We start from the raw sequence: 23946 nt of genomic DNA on the forward strand, positions 1-23946 counted from the left end.
CACTCCGAAGGCCGCCGACACGCGCCGCCCTCAAGCCGTCCAGCCCCCGTCGATCGTCACGGTCGAACCCGTCATGAAGCTGGCCGCGTCGCTCGCGATCCACGCCACCAGCCCGCCGACATCCGCTGCCGTGCCGAAGCGCCCGAGCGCCGTGAGCCCAGCAAGAAACGCCCCCGATTCGCCGCCGGCCGGGTTGCCGTCTGTGTCGATGGGGCCCGGCTGCACGTTGTTCACCGTGATGCCGCGAGCGCCGAGGTCACGCGCCAGCCCCTGGGTGAAGCCCACCATCGCGGCCTTGCTCATGCCGTAGATCGTTCCGCCGGGGAAGGGAATGCTCTCGGCGTTGATGCTGCCGATCGTGATGATGCGCCCGCCGTCGGGCAGGTGCTTGATCGCCTCCTGCGTCGCGTAGATCGTGCCGCGGATGTTGAGGTCGATCGTGTGCTCGATGTGCTCATCGGGAGTGTCGGCGAACGACTCGAACCAGCCGCCGCCGGCGTTGTTCACCAGAATGTCGAGGGAGCCGAGCGCGATCACGGCATCCTTCACACCCTGCCTAGCCGCATCGGCATCACCATTGTTTGCGCGAATCGCCAGAGCCTCGCCGCCCGCCTCGCGAATCTCTCGCACCACGTCTTCGGCGCGCTCAGACGACGACCAGTAGGTGATGGCGACTTTTGCGCCTTGGCGGGCGAGCTCGCGGGCGATGCCGGCCCCGATTCCGCGGGAGGCGCCTGTGACGAGGGCGGTCTTGCCGGCGAGGGGGAGTGAAAGGGATGTGGTCATGATGTTCCTCCGATTGTGTTCTCTTGAGTACATAAATGCGGAAGGAGGCACCCGCATTCCCGAATCGACTAAAATTGTTCAGATCGGTACAGAATGGCTGGCGGTGGCGCGTCAGGCCCGAAGACAAGGAGGTAGAGCATGGCAGAACGAGGGCGCCCGCGCGGCTTCGATCTCGACGACGCACTGGATGCCGCGATCGACGTGTTCTGGCGCCAGGGCTATGAGGGCACCACTCTCGACGACCTGACCCGATCGATGGGTATCAACCGGCCGAGCCTCTACGCCGCCTTCGGCAACAAAGAGCAGACCTTCAAGCTCGCCGTCGGCCGCTACGCCCGGGTCGACATGGCCTACGTCGACGAAGCCCTCGACCAGCCCACAGCGCGCACCGTCGCCGAGCACTACCTCCAGAGCAATGTGCTCGCGATCACCGACCCCGCCAAACCGCCCGGCTGCCTCTCGATTCAAGGCGGCCTTGCCGGAGCGACCACCGATCAGCGCGTCGTCGACTTTCTCGCGTCGAGTCGTGCCGCCGGCGAGGCCCGTTTCGCCGGCCGCTTCGCCAGAGCCATCGACGAGGGCGACCTCGGCCGCGACGAAGACCCCGTCGACCTCGCCAAATACCTCAACACCGTCTCGAGCGGCTTGGCCGTGCAGGCTGCCGGGGGAGCATCCCGAGTCGCCCTGTTGCGCGTGGCTGAACGGGCACTTCGCGCGTTTCCCGCCTGAACTCGTGCGGCCGATGCCTCTCTCGGTCTCCGGATGCTCTGCTCCCGCATCACGAAGCGCCGCCCGCATGAGCCTTCGCTGGCGGTTTAGGCCCCAGCGGCGTGTTCGAGCACTTGCGCCATCCGTTACTCTGTGGTAACCATTACTCATGAGTAACCAATCACAGGCCCGTGTCTTCGACGCCCTCGGCGAACCCGCGCGCCGGCGCATCCTCGAGGTTCTCGCTGGCGGGCCACAGCCCGTCGGGGCGATAGCCGAGCACGTACCCGTTGGCCGATCGGCGGTGAGTAGACAGCTGCGGGTGCTCAGCGAGGCGGGGCTGGTTCAGCACACCTCCCGCGGAACCCGCAACCTCTACGCGCTCGCCCCCGATGGGTTCGCGCCTGCTCAGCAGTGGCTGGTCGCCACCTGGGATCACGTGCTCTCGGAGTACGCCCGCGCGGTCGCGCTGCGAATCGAAGAGGAGTCAGCGAAATGAGCGACCTCGCACCCGTTCGGCGTGAAGTCATGGTGCCGGGGTCTCCTGCAATCGCGTTCGACGTCTTTACGCGGCAGATCGGCGGCTGGTGGCCCATCCCTGCGATCAGTGTCTTTCACAACAGCACTGTAGCTTTCGTCGATGATCGCATCGTGGAGCACTCGGCGACCGGCGAAGAGACGGTGTGGGGAACCGTAACCGAATGGCTCCCGCCGCATTCGCTCTCGTTCACCTGGCACCCCGGCAAAGACGAGTCGCAGGCCAGCCGCATCACCGTGACCTTCGCTGAATCAGACCAGGGAACGCTTGTCACGCTCATCCATGACGGCTGGGAGTCGTTCGCCGACCCCGCCGTGGCTCGCGATGAGTACAACAACGGCTGGCAGATCGTTCTCGCCGGCTACGTGCAGTTGGCCTCTGCTCCGGATGCTGGCGCCTGAGTACTTCAGACCTGCACCCTGAGCACGCTCTCGTCGACGGTCTCCGGCCGAAACCCGTAGCCCACCATGCGCGCAGCGCGCGGGCGAACCAACGGCATCACCGTGCGGAGGAACGCGCGCTGGAGTGCCGTCGGAGGATTGCTCAGAGCGTGCATGCCACTGCCGGCGCCGATCAAGCGGTGCACTGCGCGCTGGATGAGCTGCATCTTCGCCGTCGGGCGTTCGCGCCGCCGCTGCACCGCCCTTGCCGCGGCGTCGATAGCCTCGGCCGAAGCCTCACCCCGCAGAACGGGAACGAGCAGATTGGCGGTGGCACGGCATCCTGAACCGCGTAGTTGATGCCCACGCCGAAGATCGGAGACATCGCGTGGGCTGCGTCGCCGATACACAGAGCGCCCGGAACCGCCCAGGTCTTCAATCGGTTGATCTGTACGGTGAGAAGCTTGATCTGTTGCCAATCGTCAAGGCCGTTGATGACGCTCTTCAGTCGCGGCGACGCTCGAAGCACCCGCTCGCGAAAAGTGTCGAGTCCGCTTTCACGCAGCGATTCGAATGACCCCTTCGGGATGAGCAGCGCGCACTGCAGATAGTCCGGGCGGGGGATGGTGACCAGAAACGACGTGTCGCTGATGTAGCCGAGGGTGTCGGGCAGGTTCTCTGGCTTGTCGAGACGGAACCATGTCACATCGACGGGCACGCCGAACGTGCGCTCAGGGAGGCCCAACGCCTTTCGAACGGTAGAGTCTCGCCCGTCGGCGGCAACGGTGAGCTCGGCGTCGACCTGAAGAAGGCCGCTTTCGGTGCGAGCCGTGACCCCGACGACGCGCCCGTTGCGGCGCACCACATCGGTCACATCCGCCCTCATTCGCAGGTCGAAGTGCGGCGAGCGGGCGCCCTCGGCGGCGAGCAGATTCAGCAGGTCCCACTGCGGCATGAGCGTGATCGCCTGATTCGGCTCGGGCAGGGTCTTGAAGTCGATCGCGTGCAGCCGCACCTCGTTCAGCACCACGTCTAGCCGGGGCAGCGGCGTGTGCGCGACCTGGTCGAATGCCTCACGCAACCCGAGTTGATCGATCACGTTCAGAGTCGACGGATGCACGGTGTCACCCCGAAAATCGCGGAAGAAGTCTGTGTGCTTCTCAAGCACCACAACGTCGATGCCGGCTCGTGCCAGAAGCAGGCCCAGCATGACCCCGGCGGGGCCGCCCCCGGCGATGCACACGCGGGTGGTGATGACGGTCGGTTCGGTGGAAGCGTTCGTGGTCATGCCACGATCATCCCAACTCTCACGCCGTTCGTCACCTGGTTTCTGGCCGGCCTTGGGGTCTGCCAGAGCTCAGATCAGCTCCGCCTCGATACTCAAAACGGCGCCCAGTGACGTGTGGGCGTTGATGGCTAATACCAAACTTGATCTTCCGGGCGCCAACATCCCGTCTTGATTCTGCCGCCCAGTACTGGCTCAATGAGCTGGTTCATGCGCCCCGCTGATTCCTCCCACGTTCGAAACCCGGTGAGCGCGGGGATCGTCGATGCCAACCTGCCATAGCCGGCCCGAATCGCATCCGACACGGTTACTGAGGTGAATGGCGGTATCCGCCGATTCGCAGCCTCTGAGCGGATGGCGCGACCCAGATCTGCGGCATCGACGTGTTCGTGCGGCGCGAGAATCACGATGTCGGCAAGGTCTTTCGCGCGAGACGATCCTTGCCCGTCAGGACGTCGAACTTCACTTGCATGGCCTCAACGCTTGGTTGGTTGGTGCCTATGGCCCGGCGGGATCCGGCGTACGTGAATACGAGAAAGTCGCCAAGATCGACCGACGCACGCGTTCTCAGCATGGCAATCGCCGCGTCGAGCGTGTGCTCGCGCGCTTCGAGATCAATGTCTTTCGTGGCCCGGCCTGATGGCACTGATGCAAGAACTCGAGTGCCCCCTTTCAGAAGCAGGCGTTGGTCTTGCTCGCTGAACACCCTGCATAAAAATCGGTCGTAATATGCCTGGTCGATGTGCCGCTTCACGTCGACGTGGCCTTTGCCACCAGCGGCATTGCGTGCGGCCTGACTGATGGCATGGGCCATCGCGCGGCCGTTGATGAACTCACTCACCGGAAACCTGCGTTGGGCCCTGAACCGCATCGCGTAGCTGGCTCAGCAGTTCATCGCCTCGGCCGGCCGGATGCCCGTACCGTTGTGCCAGCGGAGCGAGCAGCTCGACGAGTCTTACCTCGTCGAGGTCGTGTAGTCGTGTCGCATCGCGGAGAGCATCCGCGGTCAGCGAGATATCGCCGTAGTCACGCAGTAGATCGGCGAGAGTGCGCTCGACTGTGGTGACTGGGAGCCCATCCCGGCTGGTGACGTCAGCCGAATCCAGCTCGCGCCCGCTGTAGGCAACTTCTTGCCGCTGCGTCTGTCGTCGCTCCCGCGCAAGCATCCGGTAAGGCAGAGGATCAATGTCGCCGATGCCGTGAACGAACGCGGCCGCGGCAGACCCCACAACGACATCGGGATCGAGCGCGCGCTCGTACGCGACCTTTGCTGGGTTAGTCGACAGCCACGCTGCGTGGAGGTCGTCGAGGGGCAGAGCAGGAGCGCTCGCTTGTCGGTACACCCCGTGGGCGAGCCGCTCGAGCCGCCCATCCCGTTCGCGATGCGCGAGATTCGATCGGCTGACTCCTCGATTGCGCGCCTGGGTTGCCGTGAGCATGCCCCATTGACCCGCTGACAGGCTCCCAAGCACAAGGTCAATCTCCGCGGCCTTCATGCTTGGAAAGTGTACGCTCCGTATCCTGTTCAAGCAATTGCCTCCGCCCTGACACTCTAGCTCGCGTTATCATGAGCAATAATCAGTATAGTTGACGACTGGCGACGATCGAACGAATTAGCCCGCCATCAACTGTTTCTTCCCGGAGGTACCCAATGGAACTGTTGATTCCGGTTAGCGGTGTAGAGCTTTGTGTCGCGCACTCAGGCGGTGTTGCCGCCCGGTGACCCGGCGACCCAAGGTTCGGCGACGTGCGCGAGCCACACCTCGTGCGGATTGAGCGAGCGGATGAGCCGCTGCCCCTCCGTGGCGGGCTCGTCTAACTCGCCGAACCACACTGCAGTGTCGCCGGCGATCACGACGGAACCATCGTCGGTCTCGACGACCACGATCTGCGAGCCGCGCGTGTGGCCGGGCGCCGGAAGCAGCCGAACCCCTGGCAGCGGTTCGAACTCACCGTCGACTTCGACATAGTACACCCCCGCAGCATCCACCCATTCGCGAATCGTGTAGTCGTCTTGCGTGCGCGCATCTTCCAACTCCTGGCGTTGCACGTAAATCGGCCTCCCGGCGAACAAGTGGTTGCCGCCGCAGTGGTCGAAGTGAAGATGGGTGTTGACGACCGCAGTGATGCTGTCGAGCTCGATGCTGCGCTCGGTCAGCGGCTCAAAGCGAGGGTCCATGTCGGCAACCGCGGGGTGTAAATCGGTCATTCCGGTATCGACGAGCACGCGCCCGCCCGGGTGATCGATGATGTGCACATAGACGGGCATCTGCTCTTTTCCGGCGAGCAGAGTGGCGACGCGCACCGGCGTCACGGTTACAGCACTTCGACGTGTCATAACGAGCAGGCTACGCCGAACGGGGCCCAGGAGCATCGCCGTTTCCCCCCGCGGTCTCATCGGCCGCCCCGTCAATCCTCGCGTATCCGTATCGCTCGAGATAGACCATCACAATCGCGGCCCCGATCAATGCCGCCCCAAGCGGAGGCAACACGCTCGCCGCCGCACTCAGAACTACTTCGACGGCAGCGTGAACGCCTTGACCTTCATCCGTCGCACCGCTGACGAACATCCAGTCGATCACCATCGGCGTTACTATCACCAGCAGCGACCCTCCCACGGCGATTGCGATGCCCCACCACAATACAAGCCTCGGCCTCAATAGTGTGTTCACTTCGTACCACCCGAATTCGAATCGATCGCGCGGCTCGCGCCCCGCCAGGCCGCAACGACCGACCCTGCGAGACTGAGCACGAAGAGCACAATGCACGGGATGCCGCCGACCACCGAGAACTGAGCGACGACGCAGGCGACCGCCGTGAGCACAGACCCGATCCACAAGGGTGCCGCAGCGGCTCGGTGACCAGCCGACCACCCAACTTCGCTGGCCAGAGTCGGCGGAATTCGGATGCCCACGAATCCGTTCCGCCTGATCCTGCCGCTCGCGGCCAACTGATTGACAACCGCCACTAGCAAGAGTGCGGCGGTCAGAATGTAGGCGACGATATTGGTTCCTGGCACGAAGTACATCGTTCGACACTATCGCTTAACTGATGATAGCTCGATTATCTCTGCTTGGCGGGCGGGGCTGGCGGAAGGTGGGAGAGGAACGTGGTTACTTGTTTCCGGCGTCATCGGAGACTGAGGCGCGTCGTGTGCGGATGAGAAACTCGTTGATTCGTGCGCGGTCTGCGTTTTCTGGGAGCACGCTCGCCGCGTCGTTGAAGAGGGTCGCTTGACGTTCGAATTCGGTGGTGATCTGCTCGATCGTCATTTCGGGTAGCTGATGAAAGAACCAGTCACGGTTTCGAACCTGAATGGTGAGCACCCCGGTGGTGTAGAGACCGTACCCCTGCTCGATGAGCCGGAACATGTGTCGGGCGTTTTTACGGACCCGGCCAGCTCCGCCTGCCGAAAATTTTTCGTAGTCGTTACCTTTCAGTTTCGTGAACTGGGCGTTAGCGTAACCGAGGTACGAGTCCCGAACGTACCGGGCAGACAGGAATGCGCTTCGGAGGCTCACGAGTTCATCACCGACCGGCGTCGACACTTCGAAGGTTGGTAGCCAAAGCAGTTCGTATGCGGTTGGGTTTGTTTTCAGGGCGAGGCGAACGTATTTGCCGAGCTCATGCATTTGAACATCGGATAGTTCATGCTCGACGACGGACTGCTCAGGTTGATCTAAGCCGAGGAGCTCGCTGCCCGTGAATTGGTAAACACCGAGCCGGTCTTGGTCGCTATTCGCGGTTGCGAGATCGTAGGCGGTCGAACCAACAATTCCTCCCAGGATGGGTGTGCGGGGGTACGCGAAGCCGTTCACGAAATGCTTTCTTCCTCTACTGTTACGCGCTCTCAAAAATGATTTCATAGTGCATGTGCGCGGCGGGCTAACTGCCGGCCGGTCATCGTTGGAGGTGGTTCTCCGCCCAGGTGATCGCACCATTTGCGTCTTCGAAATCGCCGTTGTCCTGGGCTTCGAGTGCTTTCGCGAGGACTGCCTTGAAGGCCGGCCCGGGCTTGAGGCCCAGCTGAATCAGATGATGGCCGGTCAGGAGGCCTTTCCTGGGGGTGTCGCCAACTTCCGTTGTCGTTGCGACTTCGAGCCAGGCGGCGGTGGGGCTGGGCTTCGAGCTGATTCCTCGGCCGCCGCAGTCGGCGTCAACGACCCGAGCCCAGTCGTAGATCGTCGGGCCTGTGCCGGTTGGGTTCAGCCGACGGAGGAGCCGTCGAACTTGCGACCTGCTGGGCCGGCCTATTCCGACGTGGTACATGTGCTCGCGAACGATTGGGATGATCTTGTTGATTAGTTGTGCGGGTGCTCCGATCCTGTGAAGGAACGATGTTGCGGGCACCGCTCCCGCGAACGCGTGACCCCTATTGGTGATCCTTCCATCATTCTCTGTGTGGCTGTGGGTGACTTTGCCGAAGTCGTGGACAAGAGCGCCGAGAACGGCGATTTCCCGGTCCTCGGCAGGTAGGTGCTCGAATTCGGCCTTGTGGGCGGCCTGTTCTGCTGCGAGTGCGGAGTGAACCCACACGTCACCTTCTGCATGCCAGTTAGGGTCCTGTTTCACTCCTCGGAGGGCGCCGAGTTCCGGAAAAAGGTCAACAGCGCCGGTGTCGTCGAGTGCTTGAAACGCTGCAACCCAGTGTGTGCCGGTGCGGGCAAGTTTCCGCCATTCACCCCAGATCCTCTCGACCGATATGACGTTGGGGGCAGGGAGCAGAGAAGCTGCAATTTTGCGGCAGAGCACGGCGGTTTCCGGCGCAACGCTGAATCCGAACCGTCCCGCGAATTGAACCGCGCGAAGCACCCGGAGGGGGTCGTCGGTGAATGCGTCTGAGGTGTGCCGGATTACCTTCTTTTCGAGGTCTGCTGTGCCGTTGAAAGGGTCGATGAGCTCGCCCGTGCTCGGGTCGTAACCGAGGGCGTTGATCGTGAAGTCTCGTCGGCTGAACGCGTCGACGATACTGAGGCTCGGACTGCGTGGAAAGGAAATGTCGAAGTCTTGCCCATCGACGCGGGACGCGAGAACACCGAAGAAGGCCCCACGTTCGTCGACGTGACCGATTGAGCGAAGTTCGGTGATAACACGAGCCTTGTCGGTGGTGTCGTGGATCTCAATGTCAATGTCCTTCGGTCGTAGGCCCAGGATCGCGTCACGGACCGCACCACCCACGATCAGAGGCCGCCCGCCAGCGGTGCGTATGGAGTTGAGGACGGCAGCCGCAGCAGGTGTCAGCGAAATGAGGTCCGGGCGGAAGGTGGGTGATTCAGCGATGGAGTCCTCATTTGGTCAGTGGGACAGGCTACATCCGATTGCCCGCATGGGGATAACGGATGCTCGTCGCGGGTAGTGCGCTGGGTACCTCGACCTGAAGAAAACAATAGTGAGGTATCTCATATGTAATTTTGAGGTCGATCGGCGCTTCGCGTAGCTCGGGAAAGACTTCTGTACTACAATATTGAAATGAGTTGAAGTGTCGATCAGGTGGACTCCGAGCGCAGCGAAACACGGAGTCAACCAGGCCGATGCCTTGAACGCGATTGAGCTCCACGTTTACTGGCTGAGGGCGTTCGATGAGCCGAGATTTGAGGGCGGGTTGCGGCCTGATTTGTGGATCGGGCCGAATCGAAGTCGCACGCAGCTGATCGAAGTGTTGGCAGAGGTGACGCCACCGGCCGACCTGTTGATTTTTCATGTCATGGAGGCCAGACGCAAATGTTAGACCTAGCAGAGGGGCATGTTGATGAGCACGACTGAGAACGAGAACAAGCGCGGCGAAAAACTCAGCGAGTGGGCTGAGACGCTCGACCACATTTCCTCCGACGCGATCGTCGTGCGTGGAAACGGCAAAGACTCCGGCCGAGCGCTCCTTGAAGCAGCTCTCGGTTCAGCCGAAGCTGTTGACAAAGCAATCGGTCGCCCGAATCTCAGCGGTGTCTCCGGTAGGGGAGAATCCCCTGTTCGCCAGGTACGCCTCCCGCGCGCCCTCGATCAAGCCCTCGTTGAGCGCGCAGCATCTGAACATCGCAAGCCCAGCGAAATCGTAAGGGAGGCACTCACCGCCTACCTCGGCAAAGCATCTTGACCGCCGACCAGGAGAGGAACGCGTGCTAGTTGTAGGCGCGGTTGTCACCTGCGCCGGGAAAGTTCTGTGCTGCCGCAGAGCCCCAGGCAAAGCCTCAGCTGGCCTGTGGGAGTTCCCTGGCGGCAAAGTCGAAGCCGACGAAACGCCTGAGCAAGCTCTGGCCCGCGAGATCCAAGAAGAACTGGGCGTCCCGATCCTGGTCGGCGACCTGGTCCTCCGAGCGACCACCTCGGTAAGCGGCCGCGAGTTTGATCTCTCCTGCTACTGGGCGACTCTCCAAAAGAACGCGCCAGCGGCGAGCACCGACCACGATGAGATGGTCTGGCTACCTATCGCCGACCTGATGTCGCTCGATTTGGCCAAACCAGACCTCCCCGCAGTCTCGCGTCTCATCGCTCAAGAGCTGGCAGAGACGTCGGACTGACGGACGTAAATCCATCTCCGTCCCTGACCCAAATGGTGGCGCCCGGAGTCGCACAGAGCTCGCAGTCTGCTCGTTTTAACCCACACTACCGAGGCGAATGGATGCCCAGATCCGAGTCGCTCGCAAGACGCTGTCGGGTCGTGTCAAACTCTGCGGTCTGACCTTCAGGCCGGTTCGACTAAAGCGAGCATTGATCAATTATTGCTAAACTCTAGTCATGCGAAATTCGTCAGCACAACCAGGCCTTCGACAGCGTACAATTTTACGTACAAGGAGGTTTGCCATGCGAACCATGTCTTACTCGGAGTCACGAGCGCACTACGCCGAAACGCTCTCGGCGGTTGTCGACGACCGTGAAGAGGTTGTCATCACCCGTGCAGGGCACGAGCCTGTCGTGATCGTCTCGCTCGCCGAGTACGAATCTCTCAAAGAAACTGCGTACCTCCTTCGCAATCCCGCGAACGCGCGTCGCCTTCTCGGCGCAATCGATCGACTTGAGAGTGGCCGGGGTACCGAACGGGATCTCATCGAGTGAAGTTCGTCTGGGACGAAGATGCGTGGGCAGACTACGAGTGGTGGCAGGTTCAAGATCGCAGGCTCGTCAAACGGATAAATACGCTTCTCCACGACATTTCCCGCAACGGAAACGAAGGCATCGGGAAGCCTGAGCCTCTGAAGCACGGGTTTCAGGGCTATTGGTCACGTCGTATTACGGATGAACATCGACTTGTGTATCGAGTCGAAGGCGACGAACTCCGAATTGCTGGATGCCGCTACCACTACGGTTCGTGACTGGGACTTCAAAGCCAAGAAAATGCGAGCACGCACCCGCCAATCACAAACCCGAAATGCGACCGTCTATCGTCAGGGGCTCGGGTCGAGGCTGATTGACGTGTGGTTGCCGCGGCGTCCACGAAATGCGCAGCCTCCGAACTCTTTGATGCGCTGGCCCGAGTGCAAACGAATCGACGGTCGCTGCCGATCCGGTGCCTAGGAGATGCTCGGTGATCAGGAGACGGGCGACTGGTCGCAATACTGAGTCGTCTAGGCCCATTGTGCGTATCGGCTCTAACGGATCCGTTGGGCGCGTGCCCCAAGAGGCGTCTCCAAGAGTGGAGGTTCCAAACAGCCCATCCACGAGTGCGCGTCGCGCAATCTCGTCGGCAGAAATGCCGCTCATCGACGCACGCATCGTTGGCGAGCTAGATTGATCGCCTCGAAGCTGGAGCTGTTCCTCATGGATGATCGTTGTCGTCGTGCGCGTCGACAATCCTTCGAACCGCACAGCACGCGCGTCTGTGAGGGACGCGAAAGCAATACTGCCAGCTCGCCCGTCGCGCATCCCCATTAGCTCGCTATGAATGGCGTTGCTGCGCACTGCGGCGCTGATCCCGATCGCATTCCCATCGTTTGTGATCTCATGCGCCCGAAAGATAGTTGGACCCACGCGTACCCAAGGGGAGAGTTCGTCAGCAGCAAGCTCGGTGAGTCGGCGACGAACTCGTCGCCGAAGATCATCCGAATCGCTCCAACCGCTCGTTGTGTAGAGATTTTGAGCACCCTGGATGAGGTCACGTTGGGACCCGTCCATCTGGCTCGAGTCTTGACTCGAAACGAACAGGCATAGACGAAGCCCTTGCCGTTCCGCTTCGAGAAATTCGGCATGCGTGGCTGAGTAACCGTCTTGCATCCGAACGCCATATCGGGCGCCGAACAAGCCCACGTAGACGTCGGAACTTCGGACGCCCGAAAGGTAAGCCTCCTCGGCGGATATGTCCTGGGCTCCGATGTCTTCGAACAATATTGGAATGGCTCCAACTGATTCGATTGCGTCGCGCACGGAAGCCCGTTCGTTGGGCATGTCGCGAATGAGACTAGATACAAACACGCGACGGCCGGCCGCCCAAGCGTGTAGCTGCGCTTCATCGACTGCAGGCGACGCGGAGCGTTGGTCGATCAACAAGGAGGTGGGCATGCCTCAAGTTGACCACAACAGCATTGTGCGGGGCCGCAACACGATGGGCAAGTTTCGATCTCACCGTCTAGACGGTGTCTGCGATAAGGCAACTGCCGTATGCCGATGGCCCTCTGTCAAAGAACATGCATCGCCACAATTTTCAGCTAGGCGAGCGGGATGCCAATATCGTTTTCGAGCGAGGCGATCTTCTCGAGTTCTTCCTGGCGTCGCAGCACCGCGTTCCGCGCCTTGCTTTCGAATTCGACGGCCCACTTGGAAACATCGGTGTTCGCCCATCCGGCCTTTTCGGAAATTGCTGATTTGAATCGGCTGAGTTCGGTCGAAATTGACTGTGCAGTGAGCGTTGTCTCGCTGATGTGCAGATTGACATGTGTCCGCGTAACGTCAACGTCGAAGGGGAAGCCGCTTAGCGAGAAAGTACTTGCCCTGCAGTCCAGCAGGATTTCGTCACCCGAAAATGGAACATGGATCGTCACCTTCTGCCCTGGAATTTGAATCAGTTCGCCGAAGTCTCGCCGTTCGACTACCGCTTCACTGACAGGCCCGCGCGTGATGCCCTCCCAATTGAAGGTGAGTGGCTCGACCCTGGCACTTTCAACTACTTCCGCTACCGCGACTTCGGGATGCTCACGTACCTTTTGAGGCTCAAGAGAATTCACCTTCGCTAGTTCGATCCGCTCATGGTTCTCAAGGGTGGCGCGCAGATCTCCGCGCGAAAACAGTCGGTCGCTCACTTGACGCTTCTCCAATGCTCAATGGCAGACATTGCCAACTTGGAATCACGATATCGAAGACCCACGACACTGAATCTGATGCTGAAGACGACGGGTTCATCGGCTATTGCTCGTGGGTCGTGAATCAGTCGCGTGCCAACATGAACGTTCGCCCGAGCGACACCGCCCAACCCTCATCGCCCCACCCGCAGAAACTTCGCAACCCCGCGCCGGAGGTGGAGCCGCTCGCTCTCCGCCCGCACCGACACCATCGCCGAGTCGCGCCCATCGTCAACCGGATACAACCGATGCACGCGCAGTTCCGCCGGGGCGGCCACATAGTCACCTTCAACCAGACTGTCGAGGACGTTAGGCGCCAGTTCCCCGTCACAAACAACATCCCACCACGGCACAGCCTGACCCTTCCTGTTCGGCGAAGTCAGCTCGCTCTCCACCACAAGACCGAGGCAAATGGATGCCCGCGGTCGCCTCGCACGCGTGACGCCGTCTCGTGGTGGCGAGGCCAGCCTCGGCCGGTCGAGGCGGATCGCCACCCGCTTACGGCTGCCGATTCGGATCGGTTCCGCTGACTTGCAGCCAAATGTCGTCACCCGGTTGGGCACACGCGTAGAGGGTGTATTGCTCGTACTCGTCGGCGTGTGCGTCGACCCATCGCTGTGCCTCGTGCACATCCCGAACTTCCGAGAGTTGCCATTCGAGGTACTGGTAGCCATAAGTGAAGGAATCGCCTTCAGCGGCGACCGGCCTGTTCCAAAACCGCGCCCGATATTCGGGGAAGGGTCGAATAGAAAGATGAGGGCCGGAGTCCTTCAGCTCATATTTCACTTTCACTCCAGGCACTCATCGTGTTCGTCCGGTCGAATTTGAATTATTCGTTCTGGTTGGCGACGATCGTCGTAACGACAGTCTCGCCACCGTCATCATTCGCAAACCCTGCCACAGAACAATCAATGTTTCGCGAGATGCTCGACGAATCGGTTCCGGCAACGCTAGGGCTGAACCCAGCAGGGAATGTCACCGAGATGTGACTGAGTCCCTGATACCGGCCATTCACGCATCCGACTGCCGCGTTTGCGCTGAGATAGTTTTGACCGCCATTCTGCGATCGGCCTGTCGACGTGGTCGCGCCATTTCGCTGCAAAGCTACGTTGACATTCAGTCCACCGACCGGGGCGCTACAGAGAACGTCGGCAGTGACGTTGACGGTACCGAAAACGTGCCCAGAATTATGCGGGTAGTTCGTCTTGATTGTGCAAGTAATGACCTGGCCGCCGGGCCCTGTTGATGCTTCGGCCGGCGCCGCGACGCCGACTACACAAATTGCTCCAGCGATCAATACAGTTGATGCAATTTTCAACAATTTTGTACCCCAATATCTCACCCCAGAGAACCGAGTCATGCTCGGATTCCCTCAGTATTGATCTCGGGCCTAGTCAAGTCAATAGGTGATAGAAAATCAGATATGCCGTAATCTCGATGCTGGGTCGCGAAAGGGGCTGCCGGTGCGGATTTGGGCATGTGGGAAACTACTTCTACCAAGATGCCTCAAACGAAAAGGCCCGCCGGTCTTGGGGAAGCTTGCACTCTAGCCCTGGCAGGGTTTGTTATCACCGACAATACCTCACGTCATCCGCCAAACGACCCGGCAATCGGATGCCCGAAAGCGCTTGCCGGTACGAATCGTCGCTCGCCCTTGGCTAAGCCGCATCGCGCAGCGAGGCGCATCAAAGCCACCATCCCGGGCCTTACCGCTCCACCCGCAGAAACTTCGCAACCCCGCGCCGCAGGTCGAGCCCCACGCTCTCCGCCCGCACTGACACCATCGCCGAGTCGCGCCCATCGTAAACCGGATACAACCGATGCACGCGCAGTTCCCCTCAACGACGACGAGGTCAAGTGGTCGGCCGACGATCTGACTGAGTAGTTCGCGCACGGCGACGATGTCGCCAGTCGACGTTTCGCCCAGAAGTGCCGAGCCGCGGTCAGGACGAGAGCAACGGCCTAATCCGATCTAGCTCAGCGTGATGTTGTGCGATCGCAACATCAAGATCGTACCGACTCTGCAAGTTCATCCAGAACTGGGTCGCACGTACCTAGCGCGCGAGATAGCCGCAAAGCAGTGTCAGGGCTTATAGCTCGTTTCCCGTGCACGATCTCATTGATTCGACGAGTCGTAACAAACATTCCCTTCGCCAACCTGAATTCGCTGATGCCAATCGGGTAGAGAAAATCCTCGAGCAAAATCTCCCCAGGATGAATGGGTTCGTGCGCGACATTCATGGTTTCCAATCTGGGCATACAGTCCAGGTCTAACAGTCAAAACATACTGAATAAGCCTCAGTATAATTGATGGAATCCCGCTCAAACTGTGGAACAGAAATAGAAAGTGCGCTACAGTAAATGTCACCAATCGTCTTCGCGGAGTCGTCGTTCAAACATTCGATCTCGGAGAGTGACCAACGCTACGCAATTTCTAATCCCGTCGTCGTACAGCTGGTGGAGTCTGATGTGGTGCTCATCATCGGCCATCCGCACGATCAGACCGAACGGTGGCTAGAGATCTTGGTCAGAGCGCTGCCGAACGGCGATAAGAAGGTATTCCACGCGATGGAACTCGGCTCCAAATTTCGACCGTTCTTGGGAGGTAGACAATGAGTTCAAAAAGCGATTCTCGCGAGAAGCAACTGTCAGATCCAGCCGTCGCGCTGAGTGATTGGCCCGAGCGGCCCAAGGGCGCTACCGGAGATGCTGCGAAAGAGCTGGGCCGCCTCCTTCTCGACGACGCAGTGCCCGCCTCCGAGATCATTGGCGCACTGCGCAGAGGAGCACCGTCTCTCGGAGCATCTGGAACGGTGTCTCCAACCCTTCGCTTCCGCGTGCCGGAGGAGAGCGTCGTCGAGCTGGATGCGCTATCGGTCAGGTTACGCCGAAATCAGAGTGATCTTCTTCGCGAAGCGCTGACGTTGCTTCTCGAAAGGCACGCCGAATTGGCGGGCATCTCTGCATCAACGACCAACCCACAAGAACCGATTCAAAACGATCCACTGCGTCTCCGCCCCGAAGAAGCCCGGGTATTGATCCAGCTTTCCGAGCGAATCGCGCCGAGCGCGTCTCATCCCCTTGCCTCCTGAGACAGGTTGCGCGTGCTAGTAGTTGGCGCAGTCATCGCGCACGCCGGACATGTTTTTTGCTGCCGCCGAGCCCCAGGCAAAGCCTCAGCTGGCCTGTGGGAGTTCCCCGGCGGCAAAGTCGAAGCCGACGAAACGCCTGAGCAGGCTCTGGCCCGTGAGATCCGAGAAGAACTGGGCGTCCCGATCCTGGTCGGCGACCTGGTCCTCCGCGCAACCACCCCGGTAGACGGGCGCGAGATTGATCTCGCCTGCTACTGGGCAACTCTCCAACAAGACGCGCCAGCGGCGAGCACCGACCACGATGACATGGTCTGGCTACCGATCGCCGAGCTGATGTCGCTCGATTGGGCCAAGCCAGACCTCACCGCAGTCTTGCGTCTCATCGCTCAAGAGCCGGCGGAGACGTCGGACTGACGGACGTAAATCCATCTCAGTCCCTGACCCAAACGGTGATGCCCAGACTCGCACAGAGTTCCACAAGATCAGGCGTCGGGATGCCCGGAAGTAGTATCGACGGGCGCACCCCGTTCATCACCTTCTGTGCGGTGTGCACGTAATCCAGCACCTGCCCGATCGCGTTCCGCACGTACCCGCGCGCCGACGACTTCTTGGCTTCGACGATCTCGCCGGACGTCTCGTTGTACAGGTCAGGCTCCATCACGGTATTGCCGACGGGCACACGCAAGCGCCGCACAGTGTCGCCGCGCGCCATGAGCCATGCTCCGGAATCGGCTTGGAGCTCGAACTCGATCCGAGAGTCGGTGCGCCCCAGCTCACTCAGCTCGAACGGTATGATTTCGTAGGAGTCGCTGGGTGGTCATAATCCGGTTTGAATCTCGCGGCGTCGCGATGCCGCCCTACCCCGCGCAGTTTGCGTATTTGCTGCCACGAGAGCGAGGTGAATGGATGCTCGAGCCAGGCCGCACGAACCACACCGTTCGGCGGGGTCCTCGTACATGTCAGGCGCCAAATACTTGAACCGTTCTAACACGGTCGGGTTGCTCTCGGTCAACGGACTGGCACAGTTCTCGCGCTAGTGAGCACACCGCGTAGGCGTCATGGTGAGCTGTCGCATCACGCTGGGCCAGCTGCGCTCAGAGAACTTGCTCGAGCATTACGTGCCCGTGGCCAGTCGGTGGCAACAATGCCCCGTCGCGGCGCCGACTCACAAATACCTAGTGAGCGTTCGCATGCCCGTCATTGGGAACTATTCGCTACTAAAGGGCAGCGACAAGTCGAGGTGCTCTTCGCTCAGCTTGCCGGCCTCCAGCAGCTCTAATGGTGACCGATCTTCTAGCTCGGCCTGCTTCGTCAACCACCAAGTAAGGGCAATCCAGGGAAACGCCTCGTCTTCGTTCACGTCTCTATTCCCAACGTACAGTCGTCGGTTTGCTTCCAGCACGATGCTCTTCGCATCTCCGGTTTCGGCGTCAAACTGAAACCGCGGAAAGTGCAATGTCTCCGTCGGAGAGAGTGCGAAAATGGCATGCTTTCGGCGGTAGTAGCCGAGGCGACTTCGTCGGTCCTTTGTAGGAAGTGACGACAATAGATCTCTTGCTTCAGAGGTGCCGACGGTATCGACAGACGCAAGGAGTTCAAGGCGGTTGGCGCGTTCCTCATCGCGTGAATAAGAAAGTTGCCACAGCCTTTCCCTATCCCAATGCGAAGGAAATCCCATCACAGAAAGTGGCTGATCGATCCGCCCTGCCCAAGACTTAATGAAAAGGGCCGTGTGGAGTCGCCAGTCGCTTTTCGGATGAGTGCGAGCAAGCAGGAACCCCAAGATCGAAAGAGTTCCGTAGAGATGTCTGCGCAACTCGTCAGCCCTCAGATGCGCAAGCTCTTCGATGGCGGGGGATTCCGCGATGATGACGTCGAAGTTGCGGTTCCATAGTCGTGAGTGGTGGGCGCAGGTGTTCCGGATATATCGGATGTGGTTGAGCCAGCTCGAGAATGTTGCGATGTCCCCGTCGGGAACGTGATCGAGAACATCGAATTGCGCCGCGATCGTGCGCCGATCCCGCTGCGTCAGACCGTCATAGAGACGGATTACTGTTCCAAATGACATGACCTCGGTTGCGGCCCATACCGGAAGTTCTTCGCCATATTTTGACCTGAAGTGGGCGACAAAGGCCTCCTGCGATCGATTCTCTTGTTTGTTGAGATCTCGAAGCCACTCTTCGTAGTGGGACTCGGTGAAGCTCACCGTGGTTCCATCAGGGGCATTCATGGCACTGCTACGTGGCTTTGTGAAATCGGCATCGAAGTTGGTTGGGTCGCGGTGCGCGAATGCCCCAATCTTTCCAAGCAGATGGCCAACCTTGAATCTGAAGGCGATTTCAAACATCTCGATCGCATCAAACAGCCTGATCCTAAGCTGGCGGTCGAACTCGTAAATATCGGCGACGGTGGTTAGGTTGGTGCCTGACTCGAATTCAGAAAGCCTTTTCGGTGGATCGGCAGGCGCAGACTCATCGAATTTTCGAAAAGGGTATGAGTAGCCAGACAGTCGGTAATAGCCGACCTTTTGAAGCAGATCTTCGGCCCACTTGTCATCGACGATAACCATCCCACGAGCGCGCATCAGCGCAACCTGCTCGGTAACAGATTTAAACGGCTTTGCGTAACTGCTTGTCATGGCGTCGATCGCGTAGTTAAAGAAAACTAGTCGCCCCTCTGTGAAGAGAAGACGACTAGTCGTATTGAAAAGAGGATAACACAACGGGTTGATGAGGTTTGGGACCCGGGGCTCAGGTGTCCCCGACCAGTAGGCTACAGCGCTCCCACCGAACAGATAGAGGATGCGCTGTAGCCTACTGGTCGGGGAGTCGGAAGTCAAGTTTCTCTCAACATCGTATCACGATTGATAGGTAGGGTCCAGACCGAATTTCTGCGAGAGGCTAGACAATGCCGACGCGCTCACCGCTTCACCCGCAGAAACTTCGCAACCCCATGCCGCAGGTCGAGTCCCACGCTCTCCGCCCGCACCGACACCATCGCCGAGTCGCGCCCATCGTCAACCGGATACAACCGGTGCACGCGCAGTTCTCCCTCAACGACGACATAGTCACCTTCAACCAGACTGTCGAGAACGTTAGACGCCAGCTCGCCGTCACAAACAACATCGCACCACGGCACAACTTGAGCCTTCCGCTGCCCCTTCTTACCCGGCGCAGTCTGCTCGTTCTCAACCACACGACCCAGGCGAATGGATGCCCGAGCCCAAGCCGCGCGCGCGACGATGTCTAGCAGCTATGCCTTGTGCTTGCCCCGCCGCCCATGCGTGAGCCATCCAGGCACGGTCGGGCCAACCGCGCCCCAGCTCGACCTCAAACAGGCGAAGCCGGTCAGTGAGCCTCAGTCAACCTCTCTACAGGGCCTTCGCGAACTCAGCGCCGATGGCATCTCGCCAGAATGAGGATCGCCATCAGCCGTAACTGCGCACTGTGGAACGAATCAGGTCGGCATGCTCGTAGATGTCGTCTAACGAATCGATCGGAAGCTTAGTTTCGTTTTTCGCCTCGTCAAAGATGCCGAGATACTTCTGCTTCTTCCCGTTGAACCAGAGGCGAGCAATCGGCCGGCGATTGTTGTCATCGAGGAGCACCGCAAAATACGACTTCGCGTCGCGATGAGTGACACGTTGAGGTTTGACGTCGGCGCAAGCGATCGCCTTGATGATCTGGTAACCCTCAAGTTCCTCCGGGGTCGTGTCGATTTCAGTATCGCGGTCGAGATCGCCCTGAACGACAGGATGACTGGTGATGGACTCGGTCGGTTCCGCTGACGTCGCAGCAACGGCAGAAGCACCCAGAGCGGTTTTCAAGCGATCGTTGACCTGCTCGTTGAGATATTGCCTCGCCGCCTTGGGTACGAGCGCGGAGAACTGCTCCCTGACTTTCTGGGTGAAAGAGCCGTCGTAAACGAGACCCGTGAAGAACTTGATCCATTCCGCAGAGGGCTCGCGAAATTGCGCAGCAATCTCTCGCTTCAACGCCCCGACATACTTGAGCTCCTCTGCAGCGTTGATGACTGAATCCAGGTCGAAGACTTCCTTGGTCAGCTTCGAAAGTTCCGGGATCAGCGTTTCATCAATGTCGGCAAGATCGAGCACGAGAAATGGCTTCTCATCCATTCGGTTGGGCGCGTCAAGATCGGTATAGAAGTTGTAAACCGCTCCGTTTGTCAGCACCGCAATGCGAGCGTTCGTCACGGCGAAATATCGGAAGAGCTGCGACGCATGCTCGAGACTGAGCGCAGCGGTTGAACTCTTGCATTCGATCAGAATCTGAACCTCGCCATTTCGCATGATGGCGTAGTCGATTTTCTCTCCCCGCTTCACTCCCACATCGGCCGTGAATTCCGGCACGACCTCAAGCGGATTGAAGACGTCATATCCTAAAATCGTCGAGATGAACGGCATGATGAACGCGTTCTTCGTAGCTTCCTCTGTCTGGATCGCTGCTCGCTGATTTTTGACCTTGGCCGCCAAAGCCGCGAGTCGTTCTTCAAAATCCATGCTTCCCCCTGGTCGCTTCGTTGCATTCTCGACGCTAGCGGACGAGCGTCGAGATTCCATCACAACCCTTGACCCCATTCCGAGGGTCAAGGCTATCGAGAAGGTTAGACGCCAGCTCCCCGTCACAAACAACATCGCACCACGGCACAACCCGAGCCGTCCGCTGCCCCTTCCTACCCGGCGCAATCTGCTCGTTCTCAACCACAAAACCGAGGCGACTGGATGCCCGGGGCATAGCCGCACGCACGAAGCGGTTGCGCGATCCCGAGCCCATGGGCTGGCGACTACCTAACGGGCCGGCTTTTGTATTTTGTTTGACGATATTAGTTTTGTCAAACTAAACTAAACTCAAGGAATGAAATACCAGTTCACCCGTTCCGCACGCAAGCATCGAATAGGCCGCGGCGCCGCGTGGGAAGCGTTGAAAGACGCGGGAGAACCAACCGAGCAAGAAGACGGCACACTTCGTTGGGTGGGATCAGACGACCGCGGTCGCGAACTTGAAATAGTCGGGTCTCCACGCCCCGACGAAGATCTTGTGCTGATCATCCACGTAATGCCGACAGATTTCACCAAGGGGAACCGAAATGACTGACACCAAGAAGTACCGTGTGACCGACGATAGCCAGCTCGTCGAGGCAGAAGCTGACCTCGACAAGGGTCAGCACACCTGGCCCGACGGTCGGCCGATGACCGAACAGAACACTGCCGAATACACCGCGCAGCGCAAGAGTGCTGGCCGCCCGTCTCTTAATGGTGCGGGATCGTCACCCAGTGTTGCCTTCAGGCTCACGGCGCAGTTGCGCTCTGACGCAGACGCCCTCGCAGCCGAGGAGGGTCGCCCGGTCTCAGCGATCGCTCGCGAGGCCCTCGAGGACTACATTCGGCGCCACAAAGCAAGCTGAGTAAACGGCACGATTGGGCTGCGGATCGACTCGGTATGGTTGGCCGAACGGGCTTAGCTCGAGATGGAATCCGGAGGTGGTACGTGTGTTTGTTGTAGGCGCGGTTATCACCGACGCGGGGAAAGTCTTGTGCTGCCGCAGAGCCCCAGGCAAAGCTTCAGCTGGCCTCTGGGAGTTCCCCGGCGGCAAAGTCGAAGCCGACGAAACACCCGAGCAGGCTCTGGCCCGTGAGATCCGAGAAGAACTGGGCGTCCCGATCCTGGTCGGCGACCTGGTCCTCCGCGCAACCACCCCGGTAGACGGGCGCGAGATTGATCTCGCCTGCTACTGGGCAACTCTCCAACAAGACGCGCCAGCGGCGAGCACCGACCACGATGACATGGTCTGGCTACCGATCGCCGAGCTGATGTCGCTCGATTGGGCCAAGCCAGACCTCACCGCAGTCTTGCGTCTCATCGCTCAAGAGCCGGCGGAGACGTCGGACTGACGGACGTAAATCCATCTCAGTCCCTGACCCAAACGGTGATGCCCAGACTCGCACAGAGTTCCACAAGATCAGGCGTCGGGATGCCCGGAAGTAGTATCGACGGGCGCACCCCGTTCATCACCTTCTGTGCGGTGTGCACGTAATCCAGCACCTGCCCGATCGCGTTCCGCACGTACCCGCGCGCCGACGACTTCTTGGCCTCGACGATCTCGCCGGACGTCTCGTTGTACAGGTCAGGCTCCATCACGGTATTGCCGCCCCTGCCCGGCGGGGTTGCCCATTCCGATCATCCGAGCGAGGCGAATGGATGCTCGGCCCCGGCCGCCCGCACAAACACTGTCCAGCCGCGTTCCTTGCGCTTGCGCCAACGAACGCTCACATGCGCGCTAACAGCTCGGCCTTCTTCGTGTTGAACTCGTCATCCGTCAGCACCCCATCGTCGTAGAGAGTCTTCAGCTGTTTCAGCTGGGCGGGTATGTCGATAGGAGGCAGGGACGCAACAACAGGTGAAGTCGCAACGACATTCACCTTGACTGGCTCGGGGCCTCGGAGAATCAAGTCGTTCAGCACAGCTCGAACTTGCGTTGCCTCCCTGTGTTTGACGCGAAAATCAATCTGACCGCCCGCGGTAAGTACCTGCACGATCGTGTTCGAGCCGTCGCGCGCCGTTGACACCGACGTTATCGATCGAATGGGAATCATTTCCGATCCACCGCTGTGGTTCTTGCTCACTCCCGTTGCGGCTAGGGAGACGCCGAGGGTCATTGCTCCCAGAACCATCTTGCCGCCAGAAGCGCTGCGAGGGCGGTCCCACTCAATCCGGTCTGGCCAGATGGCCACGGTCGCGTTTCTCCCACCGATGTGCGAAACGAATGTGTACAAAGGCTTCGCCCTCGAGGCGGACGCCAGTACCCTCGCGTCTCGGTCTGCGTCTGTGTCCGGAGCGAAATGTTCTGACCACACTGACCCGTCCCACCATCGTTGACGTCCCGAGCCGTCGTCATACCAGCCAGCTTCAGCCATCATCGCCTCTCAAGGTCGTTGAGCCGAGGGTACTCGGTTCTGAGGCCACGGTTGATGCCCCAGAAGTGGTGGTGGCATGACATCACGCTAATCCGGTGGTCTCGTATTGGAAGATTCTCGCACTGGCAGGTGTACCGGGCCGAGGTTGAGAGCGATCCCGTCTGAGAATGTCAAGGTAAGTAAGGATCAGGGGGCACTCTAAGTGGATACCACCCCTGCTAGTTGATGGAGCAATGGGCGTGCGACGGGGTGAGCGAGTTCAGGGTTGCTTGAGTATCAGGTCAGAGCGTCGACCCGAAATGGCAAGCGGGTTGCGTGGGTATTGAAGAGCGATCTAGGTTCGGTCTTATGACGAATGCAAAGCCGAGCGCAGCAAGGGAGGTCTTCTGGTGGGTGATGACTTTCGTTATGGGCGCGCTTGGTATTGGCCTGATTTACTTCTTCGTCACCGAGTACTCGATCAAGCTCTGGTTCACTGCCGTCATCTTCGTCGTGGGTCTACCCCTAGCGATCATTAACCTTCGACAGGCGCGAATTGCTCGTCGCCGAAATGACTGATCAGCGGACATAACCGCAACCGGTTTCTCAATCTCCTCCCTATGCCTGTAGCTGGTTCTTGGTGTGGGCGAGTCGGTAGGACTGGGTGCCGGTTTCGATGATGTTGCCGCCGTAGGTGAGCCGGTCGACGATTGCTGAGCAGAGGCGCGGGTCGGTGAAGGTTTTGCCCCAGCCGCTGAGGGATTCGTTTGATGCAATCGCGACACTGTTTTTCTCTTCGCGTTCGGTGAGGACTTGGAAGCAACTGACCAAGCTGGCTGGGCTGCGTGATCAAGGCATTCTCACCGAGGATGAATTCGCCGCGAAAAAGGCCGAGTTGCTCGCTCGGTTCTGAAGCGAACGGATACTCGGGATCAAACTGCCACGAAACGCACTCACTACTCGCGTGCAAGAACCGGC

34 protein-coding genes and 2 pseudogenes are annotated in these 23946 nt (G+C 59.8%); 15 read left to right on the forward strand and 21 right to left on the reverse strand.

The window, feature by feature from the left end; genetic code table 11:
- Nucleotides 1–30: 30 nt before the first annotated feature.
- A complete protein-coding gene (locus IEX24_RS02985) occupies nucleotides 31–786 on the reverse strand; it encodes an SDR family NAD(P)-dependent oxidoreductase (RefSeq protein WP_188673410.1) in 756 nt (251 codons plus the stop codon).
- A gap of 138 nt (nucleotides 787–924) precedes the next feature.
- On the opposite strand from IEX24_RS02985, the gene IEX24_RS02990 reads away from it, so the two are divergent.
- From IEX24_RS02990 to IEX24_RS03000, 3 genes are all read left to right on the forward strand, one after another.
- Nucleotides 925–1515, forward strand: a complete 591-nt coding sequence (locus IEX24_RS02990) for a TetR/AcrR family transcriptional regulator (protein ID WP_188673413.1) — start codon at nucleotides 925–927, stop codon at nucleotides 1513–1515.
- A gap of 148 nt (nucleotides 1516–1663) precedes the next feature.
- Nucleotides 1664–1993: an ArsR/SmtB family transcription factor gene (locus tag IEX24_RS02995; protein ID WP_188673417.1), complete on the forward strand. Its 330-nt coding sequence runs from the start codon at nucleotides 1664–1666 to the stop codon at nucleotides 1991–1993.
- Nucleotides 1990–2433, forward strand: a complete 444-nt coding sequence (locus IEX24_RS03000; RefSeq protein WP_188673420.1) for an SRPBCC domain-containing protein — start codon at nucleotides 1990–1992, stop codon at nucleotides 2431–2433. Before IEX24_RS02995 ends, IEX24_RS03000 begins: the two co-directional genes overlap by 4 nt.
- 172 nt (nucleotides 2434–2605) lie before the next feature.
- Here IEX24_RS03000 and IEX24_RS03005 read toward each other — a convergent pair whose 3' ends face one another.
- From IEX24_RS03005 to IEX24_RS03040, 8 genes are all read right to left on the reverse strand, one after another.
- Nucleotides 2606–3700, reverse strand: coding sequence for an FAD-dependent oxidoreductase (locus tag IEX24_RS03005; RefSeq protein ID WP_229715050.1), 1095 nt, complete (start codon nucleotides 3698–3700; stop codon nucleotides 2606–2608).
- Nucleotides 3701–4100: 400 nt separating this feature from the next.
- Nucleotides 4101–4538: a nucleotidyl transferase AbiEii/AbiGii toxin family protein gene (locus IEX24_RS03010; RefSeq protein ID WP_188673423.1), complete on the reverse strand. Its 438-nt coding sequence runs from the start codon at nucleotides 4536–4538 to the stop codon at nucleotides 4101–4103.
- The gene (locus IEX24_RS03015) at nucleotides 4531–5193 is read right to left on the reverse strand and encodes a type IV toxin-antitoxin system AbiEi family antitoxin domain-containing protein (RefSeq protein WP_188673426.1); all 663 of its coding nucleotides are present in this window, start codon (nucleotides 5191–5193) and stop codon (nucleotides 4531–4533) included. Before IEX24_RS03015 ends, IEX24_RS03010 begins: the two co-directional genes overlap by 8 nt.
- 203 nt (nucleotides 5194–5396) lie before the next feature.
- Entirely contained in the window at nucleotides 5397–6035 is a 639-nt protein-coding gene (locus tag IEX24_RS03020; protein WP_188673429.1) for an MBL fold metallo-hydrolase, read from the reverse strand.
- 10 nt (nucleotides 6036–6045) lie between these two features.
- Nucleotides 6046–6297 carry a hypothetical protein gene (locus IEX24_RS03025; RefSeq protein WP_188673434.1) on the reverse strand — a complete coding sequence of 84 codons (252 nt, stop codon included), beginning with the start codon at nucleotides 6295–6297 and terminating at the stop codon, nucleotides 6046–6048.
- Nucleotides 6298–6365: 68 nt separating this feature from the next.
- On the reverse strand, nucleotides 6366–6716 hold the full coding sequence (locus IEX24_RS03030) for an SdpI family protein (RefSeq protein WP_188673438.1): 351 nt from the start codon (nucleotides 6714–6716) through the stop codon (nucleotides 6366–6368).
- Nucleotides 6717–6810: 94 nt separating this feature from the next.
- Nucleotides 6811–7638 (reverse strand): nucleotidyltransferase domain-containing protein, encoded by an 828-nt coding sequence (locus IEX24_RS03035; protein WP_188673441.1) that lies wholly within the window; start codon nucleotides 7636–7638, stop codon nucleotides 6811–6813.
- Complete coding sequence (locus IEX24_RS03040; RefSeq protein WP_188673444.1) at nucleotides 7598–8875, reverse strand: CCA tRNA nucleotidyltransferase; 1278 nt, start codon at nucleotides 8873–8875, stop codon at nucleotides 7598–7600. The genes IEX24_RS03035 and IEX24_RS03040 overlap by 41 nt, the downstream gene beginning before the upstream one ends.
- Before the next feature lie 571 nt (nucleotides 8876–9446).
- Here IEX24_RS03040 and IEX24_RS03045 point away from each other — a divergent pair.
- From IEX24_RS03045 to IEX24_RS03060, 4 genes are all read left to right on the forward strand, one after another.
- The gene (locus IEX24_RS03045; RefSeq protein WP_188673446.1) at nucleotides 9447–9788 is read left to right on the forward strand and encodes a ribbon-helix-helix domain-containing protein; all 342 of its coding nucleotides are present in this window, start codon (nucleotides 9447–9449) and stop codon (nucleotides 9786–9788) included.
- Between the two features lie 22 nt (nucleotides 9789–9810).
- Complete coding sequence (locus IEX24_RS03050; protein WP_188673449.1) at nucleotides 9811–10212, forward strand: (deoxy)nucleoside triphosphate pyrophosphohydrolase; 402 nt, start codon at nucleotides 9811–9813, stop codon at nucleotides 10210–10212.
- A 283-nt stretch (nucleotides 10213–10495) separates the two neighbouring features.
- On the forward strand, nucleotides 10496–10747 hold the full coding sequence (locus tag IEX24_RS03055; protein WP_188673452.1) for a type II toxin-antitoxin system Phd/YefM family antitoxin: 252 nt from the start codon (nucleotides 10496–10498) through the stop codon (nucleotides 10745–10747).
- Nucleotides 10744–11004, forward strand: a complete 261-nt coding sequence (locus tag IEX24_RS03060) for a Txe/YoeB family addiction module toxin (protein WP_136643701.1) — start codon at nucleotides 10744–10746, stop codon at nucleotides 11002–11004. Before IEX24_RS03055 ends, IEX24_RS03060 begins: the two co-directional genes overlap by 4 nt.
- Nucleotides 11005–11047: 43 nt before the next feature.
- Here IEX24_RS03060 and IEX24_RS19980 read toward each other — a convergent pair whose 3' ends face one another.
- The 4 genes from IEX24_RS19980 to IEX24_RS03080 all read right to left on the reverse strand — a co-directional run bounded on the left by IEX24_RS19980 (nucleotide 11048) and on the right by IEX24_RS03080 (nucleotide 15222).
- Nucleotides 11048–12187 carry a DUF4062 domain-containing protein gene (locus IEX24_RS19980; RefSeq protein ID WP_188673455.1) on the reverse strand — a complete coding sequence of 380 codons (1140 nt, stop codon included), beginning with the start codon at nucleotides 12185–12187 and terminating at the stop codon, nucleotides 11048–11050.
- Nucleotides 12188–12333: 146 nt separating this feature from the next.
- Nucleotides 12334–12924, reverse strand: coding sequence for a hypothetical protein (locus IEX24_RS03070; protein ID WP_188673457.1), 591 nt, complete (start codon nucleotides 12922–12924; stop codon nucleotides 12334–12336).
- A 537-nt stretch (nucleotides 12925–13461) separates the two neighbouring features.
- Nucleotides 13462–13755 carry a hypothetical protein gene (locus IEX24_RS03075; protein ID WP_188673460.1) on the reverse strand — a complete coding sequence of 98 codons (294 nt, stop codon included), beginning with the start codon at nucleotides 13753–13755 and terminating at the stop codon, nucleotides 13462–13464.
- Nucleotides 13756–14967: 1212 nt separating this feature from the next.
- Nucleotides 14968–15222 carry a HigA family addiction module antitoxin gene (locus IEX24_RS03080; protein WP_308419024.1) on the reverse strand — a complete coding sequence of 85 codons (255 nt, stop codon included), beginning with the start codon at nucleotides 15220–15222 and terminating at the stop codon, nucleotides 14968–14970.
- A 102-nt stretch (nucleotides 15223–15324) separates the two neighbouring features.
- Here IEX24_RS03080 and IEX24_RS03085 point away from each other — a divergent pair, with 102 nt between their 5' ends.
- Genes IEX24_RS03085 through IEX24_RS03095 form a run of 3 tightly spaced genes read left to right on the forward strand, consistent with a single transcriptional unit; the run spans nucleotide 15325 to nucleotide 16469 of the window.
- Complete coding sequence (locus IEX24_RS03085; RefSeq protein WP_188673463.1) at nucleotides 15325–15579, forward strand: hypothetical protein; 255 nt, start codon at nucleotides 15325–15327, stop codon at nucleotides 15577–15579.
- On the forward strand, nucleotides 15576–16055 hold the full coding sequence (locus tag IEX24_RS03090; protein WP_188673466.1) for a ribbon-helix-helix domain-containing protein: 480 nt from the start codon (nucleotides 15576–15578) through the stop codon (nucleotides 16053–16055). The genes IEX24_RS03085 and IEX24_RS03090 overlap by 4 nt, the downstream gene beginning before the upstream one ends.
- Nucleotides 16056–16067: 12 nt before the next feature.
- Complete coding sequence (locus IEX24_RS03095; RefSeq protein ID WP_268236218.1) at nucleotides 16068–16469, forward strand: (deoxy)nucleoside triphosphate pyrophosphohydrolase; 402 nt, start codon at nucleotides 16068–16070, stop codon at nucleotides 16467–16469.
- Nucleotides 16470–16485: 16 nt separating this feature from the next.
- On the opposite strand, the gene IEX24_RS03100 is transcribed toward IEX24_RS03095, so the two are convergent.
- The 4 genes from IEX24_RS03100 to IEX24_RS03115 form a co-directional block, all read right to left on the reverse strand.
- The gene (locus IEX24_RS03100; protein ID WP_188673472.1) at nucleotides 16486–16767 is read right to left on the reverse strand and encodes a hypothetical protein; all 282 of its coding nucleotides are present in this window, start codon (nucleotides 16765–16767) and stop codon (nucleotides 16486–16488) included.
- Nucleotides 16768–17262: 495 nt separating this feature from the next.
- On the reverse strand, nucleotides 17263–18693 hold the full coding sequence (locus IEX24_RS03105) for an Abi family protein (RefSeq protein WP_188673475.1): 1431 nt from the start codon (nucleotides 18691–18693) through the stop codon (nucleotides 17263–17265).
- A 281-nt stretch (nucleotides 18694–18974) separates the two neighbouring features.
- A complete protein-coding gene (locus IEX24_RS03110) occupies nucleotides 18975–19250 on the reverse strand; it encodes a single-stranded DNA-binding protein (protein WP_188673478.1) in 276 nt (91 codons plus the stop codon).
- Nucleotides 19251–19482: 232 nt separating this feature from the next.
- Nucleotides 19483–20574, reverse strand: coding sequence for a type I restriction endonuclease (locus IEX24_RS03115; RefSeq protein WP_188673481.1), 1092 nt, complete (start codon nucleotides 20572–20574; stop codon nucleotides 19483–19485).
- 355 nt (nucleotides 20575–20929) lie between these two features.
- On the opposite strand from IEX24_RS03115, the gene IEX24_RS03120 reads away from it, so the two are divergent.
- The 3 genes from IEX24_RS03120 (at nucleotide 20930) to IEX24_RS03130 (ending at nucleotide 21966) form a co-directional block, all read left to right on the forward strand.
- Nucleotides 20930–21169: a hypothetical protein gene (locus tag IEX24_RS03120; protein WP_188673484.1), complete on the forward strand. Its 240-nt coding sequence runs from the start codon at nucleotides 20930–20932 to the stop codon at nucleotides 21167–21169.
- A complete protein-coding gene (locus tag IEX24_RS03125) occupies nucleotides 21162–21479 on the forward strand; it encodes a YlcI/YnfO family protein (RefSeq protein ID WP_188673487.1) in 318 nt (105 codons plus the stop codon). The genes IEX24_RS03120 and IEX24_RS03125 overlap by 8 nt, the downstream gene beginning before the upstream one ends.
- An 85-nt stretch (nucleotides 21480–21564) precedes the next feature.
- Nucleotides 21565–21966 carry a (deoxy)nucleoside triphosphate pyrophosphohydrolase gene (locus IEX24_RS03130; RefSeq protein ID WP_229715051.1) on the forward strand — a complete coding sequence of 134 codons (402 nt, stop codon included), beginning with the start codon at nucleotides 21565–21567 and terminating at the stop codon, nucleotides 21964–21966.
- Between the two features lie 16 nt (nucleotides 21967–21982).
- Here the strand turns inward: IEX24_RS03130 and IEX24_RS03135 are convergent, their stop codons facing one another.
- From IEX24_RS03135 to IEX24_RS19420, 3 genes and pseudogenes are all read right to left on the reverse strand, one after another.
- A complete protein-coding gene (locus tag IEX24_RS03135) occupies nucleotides 21983–22210 on the reverse strand; it encodes a hypothetical protein (RefSeq protein ID WP_188673495.1) in 228 nt (75 codons plus the stop codon).
- 131 nt (nucleotides 22211–22341) lie between these two features.
- Nucleotides 22342–22806 carry an SHOCT domain-containing protein gene (locus IEX24_RS03140; protein WP_188674364.1) on the reverse strand — a complete coding sequence of 155 codons (465 nt, stop codon included), beginning with the start codon at nucleotides 22804–22806 and terminating at the stop codon, nucleotides 22342–22344.
- A 99-nt stretch (nucleotides 22807–22905) separates the two neighbouring features.
- Nucleotides 22906–22992 (reverse strand): annotated as a pseudogene (locus IEX24_RS19420) (DUF2510 domain-containing protein); the annotation flags it as partial.
- Nucleotides 22993–23337: 345 nt separating this feature from the next.
- Between IEX24_RS19420 and IEX24_RS03150 the strand changes: the two are divergent.
- A complete protein-coding gene (locus IEX24_RS03150; protein WP_188673497.1) occupies nucleotides 23338–23547 on the forward strand; it encodes a hypothetical protein in 210 nt (69 codons plus the stop codon).
- 39 nt (nucleotides 23548–23586) lie between these two features.
- On the opposite strand, the pseudogene IEX24_RS03155 reads toward IEX24_RS03150, so the two are convergent.
- Nucleotides 23587–23787, reverse strand: a pseudogene (locus IEX24_RS03155) (ATP-binding protein); the annotation flags it as partial.
- Here IEX24_RS03155 and IEX24_RS19425 point away from each other — a divergent pair.
- Nucleotides 23774–23881 (forward strand): SHOCT domain-containing protein, encoded by a 108-nt coding sequence (locus IEX24_RS19425; RefSeq protein ID WP_229715052.1) that lies wholly within the window; start codon nucleotides 23774–23776, stop codon nucleotides 23879–23881. The pseudogene IEX24_RS03155 and the gene IEX24_RS19425 sit on opposite strands and share 14 nt — an antisense overlap.
- Nucleotides 23882–23946 lie beyond the last annotated feature (65 nt).

It is taken from the genome of Subtercola lobariae, from assembly GCF_014640255.1.
GTDB classification, from domain to species: Bacteria; Actinomycetota; Actinomycetes; order Actinomycetales; family Microbacteriaceae; genus Subtercola; species Subtercola lobariae.